The sequence below is a fragment of the Pseudomonas sp. HMWF006 genome (assembly GCF_003061205.1).
GTDB classification, from domain to species: domain Bacteria; phylum Pseudomonadota; class Gammaproteobacteria; order Pseudomonadales; family Pseudomonadaceae; genus Aquipseudomonas; species Aquipseudomonas monsensis.
Map to the genome: position 1 here is coordinate 1 of NZ_QAIU01000391.1, position 4506 is coordinate 4506.

At 59.9% G+C, this 4506-nt stretch carries 4 protein-coding genes; 3 read left to right on the plus strand and 1 reads right to left on the minus strand.

Annotated elements, in window-relative coordinates; translation table 11 throughout:
- Both trpS and zapE read left to right on the plus strand, forming a co-directional pair.
- Positions 1 to 968 (plus strand): tryptophan--tRNA ligase (gene trpS, locus DBR24_RS15970; RefSeq protein ID WP_128615241.1); only part of this gene is annotated, 968 nt, incomplete at its 5' end.
- A 90-nt stretch (positions 969 to 1058) separates the two neighbouring features.
- Positions 1059 to 2153: a cell division protein ZapE gene (gene zapE / locus DBR24_RS15975; protein WP_123463119.1), complete on the plus strand. Its 1095-nt coding sequence runs from the start codon at positions 1059 to 1061 to the stop codon at positions 2151 to 2153.
- 136 nt (positions 2154 to 2289) lie between these two features.
- Here the strand turns inward: zapE and DBR24_RS15980 are convergent, their stop codons facing one another.
- Entirely contained in the window at positions 2290 to 3186 is an 897-nt protein-coding gene (locus DBR24_RS15980) for a GlxA family transcriptional regulator (protein ID WP_177490584.1), read from the minus strand.
- 250 nt (positions 3187 to 3436) lie between these two features.
- On the opposite strand from DBR24_RS15980, the gene DBR24_RS15985 reads away from it, so the two are divergent.
- A partial coding sequence (locus DBR24_RS15985; RefSeq protein WP_128615243.1) for an acyl-CoA dehydrogenase family protein occupies positions 3437 to 4506 on the plus strand: 1070 nt, incomplete at its 3' end.

The following is a 4506-nucleotide window of genomic DNA, read 5'->3' on the forward strand; positions in this document are numbered from 1 at the left end:
GCATCACCATGGGCCTCTACAGCTACCCGGTGCTGATGGCGGCGGACATCCTGATGTTCAACGCACACAAGGTGCCGGTCGGTCGTGACCAGATCCAGCACGTGGAAATGGCTCGTGACATCGGCCAGCGCTTCAACCACCTGTTCGGCCAGGGCAAAGAGTTCTTCACCATGCCCGAAGCGCTGATCGAGGAGAGCGTGGCGACGTTGCCGGGCCTCGACGGGCGCAAGATGTCGAAGAGCTACGACAACACCATCCCGTTGTTCTCCAGCGCCAAAGAGATGAAGGACGCGATCTCGCGGATCGTCACTGACTCCAAAGCGCCAGGCGAAGCCAAGGATCCGGACAACTCGCACCTGTTCACCCTGTTCCAGGCGTTTGCCACACCGGCGCAGGCTGATGAGTTCCGCAGCGAACTGCTCGGCGGTCTGGGTTGGGGCGAGGCGAAGAATCGCCTGTTCCAGTTGCTCGACAACGAACTGGGCGAGGCGCGCGACAAGTATCACCAGTTGATCGAACGTCCGGCAGATCTGGAAGACATCCTGCAGATCGGCGCGAAGAAAGCCCGTGCCGTGGCAACGCCGTTCCTCAACGAACTGCGTGAAGCCGTAGGCCTGCGTTCCTTCGTCAATCAAGTGCAAGTCGCTGCGACCACCAAGAAGAAGGCCGCGAAAGCCGCGCGCTTCGTCAGCTTCCGTGAAGACGATGGCAGCTTCCGCTTCCGTCTGCTGGCGGCCGATGGCGAGCAACTGCTGTTGTCGCGCAACTTCGACGACGGCAAAACTGCAGGCCAGGTGACCAAGCAACTGCAATCCGGCCAGCCGCTGGATGTGCGCAATGAAGACCTGAGCTTCAGCGTATGGCTGGAAGGCGAGTGCGTCGGCGACAGCCCGGCGTTCGCTGATACCGCTGCGCGGGACGCGGCCGTCGAGGCGTTGCGCGTTGCGCTGACCCCGGTTCAGGACTAAACAACGGCGCGGCCCGACCAAGGGCTGATTGCCATTCCTACGGGCCGTCGCTACAGTGACGGCCCGTTTTTGTTGCCTTGCTAACGAATTATGACGCCCCTAGAACGATACCAAGCTGATCTGAAACGCCCGGACTTCTTCCATGACGCCGCGCAGGAAACTGCTGTGCGTCATTTGCAGCGTCTGTATGAAGATCTCATTGCTGCCGACCAGAACAAGCCGGGTTTGCTGAGCAAGCTGTTTGGCAAAAAGGATCAGACGCCGGTCAAGGGTCTGTATTTCTGGGGCGGCGTGGGTCGCGGCAAGACCTACCTGGTCGACACCTTCTTCGAAGCGCTGCCGTTCAAGGAAAAGACCCGCACCCACTTCCACCGCTTCATGAAGCGTGTGCACGAAGAGATGAAAACCCTCGGCGGCGAGAAAAACCCGCTGACCATCATCGCCAAGCGCTTCGCGACCGAGTCGCGGGTGATCTGTTTCGATGAGTTCTTCGTGTCCGACATCACCGACGCGATGATCCTCGGCACGCTGATGGAAGAACTGTTCAAAAACGGTGTGACTCTGGTCGCGACCTCGAACATTGTTCCGGATGGCCTGTACAAGGACGGTCTGCAACGCGCGCGTTTCCTGCCGGCGATTGCGCTGATCAAGCAGAACACCGAGATCGTCAACGTCGACAGTGGCGTCGACTACCGACTGCGTCACCTCGAACAAGCCGAGCTGTTCCACTATCCGCTCGACGAAGCGGCGCACGAAAGCTTGCGCAAGAGCTTCCGCGCACTGACGCCGGAGTGCACTGCCGCGATCGAGAACGATGTGCTGATCATCGAAAACCGTGAGATCCGTGCCCTGCGCACGTGCGACGACGTGGCCTGGTTCGACTTCCGCGAACTGTGCGATGGCCCGCGCAGCCAGAACGACTACATCGAACTGGGCAAGATCTTCCACGCCGTGTTGCTCAGCGGCGTCGAGCAGATGAGCGTCACCACCGATGACATCGCCCGGCGCTTCATCAACATGGTCGACGAGTTCTACGACCGTAACGTCAAGCTGATCATTTCTGCCGAAGTCGAGTTGAAAGACCTGTACACCGGCGGGCGCCTGACGTTCGAGTTCCAGCGCACGCTCAGCCGTCTGCTGGAGATGCAATCCCACGAATTCCTGTCGCGGGCGCACAAGCCTTAAACAGAATCGGCGTACAAAAAAAAAGGGCCTGCAATTGCAGGCCCTTTTTATGCGCTGAAGAAAAACTCGAACGCACTGCAATCCTTGTGGGAGCTGGCAAGCCAGCTCCCACAGGTTTTGTATTTGCTTCGGGGGGTTACGCAGCCTGCTGAAACTGCTGCCGATACTGGTTCGGCGACAGCTCGGTGTGCTGGCGGAACAACCGCGCAAAGAAGCTCGCATCGTCGTAGCCGACCTCATAACTGATGGTCTTGATGCTCTTGCGGCTGCCGGACAACAGGCCCTTGGCGGTCTCGATGCGCAGGCGTTGCAGGTAATGCAGCGGCTTGTCGCCGGTGGCGGTCTGGAAGCGGCGCATGAAGTTGCGGATGCTCATGCCGTGCTCACGGGCGACGTCTTCGAAGCGGAATTTGTCGGCGTAGTGCTCTTCGAGCCAGTGCTGGATCTGCAGGATGATCACGTCCTGATGCAGCTTCTGCCCGCCGAAGCCGATGCGCCCTGGCGAATAGCTGCGCTGCACCTCGTAAAGGATGTCGCGGGCCACGGCTTGCGCCACGTTGGCGCCGCAGAAGCGTTCGATCAGGTAGATATAGAGATCGCACGCCGATGTCGTGCCGCCGGCGCAATACAGGTTGTCGGCGTCGGTCAGGTGCTTGTCCTGATTCAGGTAAACCTTGGGGAATCGCTCGGCGAAGGTATTGAAGAAGCGCCAGTAGGTGGTCGCTTCCTTGCCATTGAGCAAGCCGGCCTCGGCCAGCCAGAACACGCCGGTGGCTTCGCCGCAGAGCACGGCGCCACGGGCGTGCTGTTCACGCAGCCACGGCAAGACCTGGGGATAACGGCTGCAAAGGGTATCGAAATCATCCCAGAACGCCGGAAGGATGATCACATCGGCGTTTTCCAGGCCGCCGTCCACCGGCATCACCACGTCACTGAAACTGTTCACCGGTTTGCCGTCGGGGCTGACCAGGCGCGTTTCGAACGCCGGTGTCAGGCCGTGGCCCAGTTGTTTGCCGTAACGCAGGCTGGCCAGGTGGAAGAAATCCTTGGCCTGCATGAGTGTGGATGCGAAAACCCGGTCGATTGCCAGGATGCTGACGCGCCGCAAGGGCGTGGAGACTTGCTTGGACATAATTCAACTTTTGTTTTGTTTTTATAAGGGAAAGTGGTCACCAGACGGCTGGATCGTCTTATTTTTTGTCGGATGTGTCCAGTGTCCTGTATCGGAGGTGAGGCATAGTCTCTGAAGGTCATCTCCCTCCAACAAGAAAGAAAGGTGCCGCATGATCCCCAGAACCTTGTTCAGCTCCGAGCACGAATTGTTCCGCGACAGCGTACGAACCTTCCTCGAAAAAGAGGCTGTGCCGTTCCATGCGCAATGGGAGAAACAAGGCCACATCGACCGCAAACTGTGGAACAAGGCGGGGGAGGCGGGGATGCTCTGCTCGCACTTGCCCGAAGAGTACGGCGGCCTGGGCGCGGACTTTCTCTACAGCACCGTGGTGATCGAGGAAGTGGGGCGGCTGGGGCTGACCGGCATCGGCTTTTCGCTGCATTCGGACATCGTTGCGCCGTACATCCTGCATTACGGCAGCGAGGCGCTGAAGCACAAGTACCTGCCCAAACTGGTCTCGGGCGAGATGGTCACGGCCATCGCCATGACCGAGCCGGGCGCCGGTTCCGACCTGCAAGGCGTGAAGACCACCGCTGTGCTGGATGGCGATGAGTACGTGATCAACGGCTCCAAGACCTTTATCACCAACGGCTTTCTCGCGGATCTGGTGATCGTTGTCGCCAAGACCGATCCGAAGGCTGGCGCCAAGGGCACCAGCCTGTTCCTGGTCGAAGCCAATACGCTTGGCTTCGAGAAGGGCAAGCGCCTGGAGAAGGTCGGCATGAAGGCCCAGGACACGTCGGAATTGTTCTTCCAGGACGTCCGTGTACCCAAGGAAAACCTGTTGGGCCAGGCCGGGGCGGGGTTCGCTTATTTGATGCAGGAGTTGCCGCAGGAGCGCCTGACCGTGGCAATCGGCGGGCTGGCTTCAGCCGAAGCTGCGTTGCAGTGGACGCTGGATTACACCCGTGATCGCAAGGCCTTCGGCAAGGCAATTGCCGATTTCCAGAACACCCGCTTCAAGCTGGCGGAGATGGCCACCGAGATTCAGATCGGCCGGGTCTTCGTCGACCGCTGCCTCGAGTTGCATCTGCAAGGCAAACTGGATGTGCCGACGGCGGCGATGGCCAAGTACTGGGGCACCGACCTGCAATGCAAGGTGCTCGACGAGTGCGTGCAATTGCACGGCGGGTACGGCTTCATGTGGGAATACCCGGTGGCCCGGGCGTGGGCCGATGC

Excerpts from the sequence above, each read along its gene's own strand:
- zapE (WP_123463119.1), top strand. The coding sequence starts at position 1,059 with ATGACGCCCCTAGAACGATACCAAGCTGATCTGAAACGCCCGGACTTC.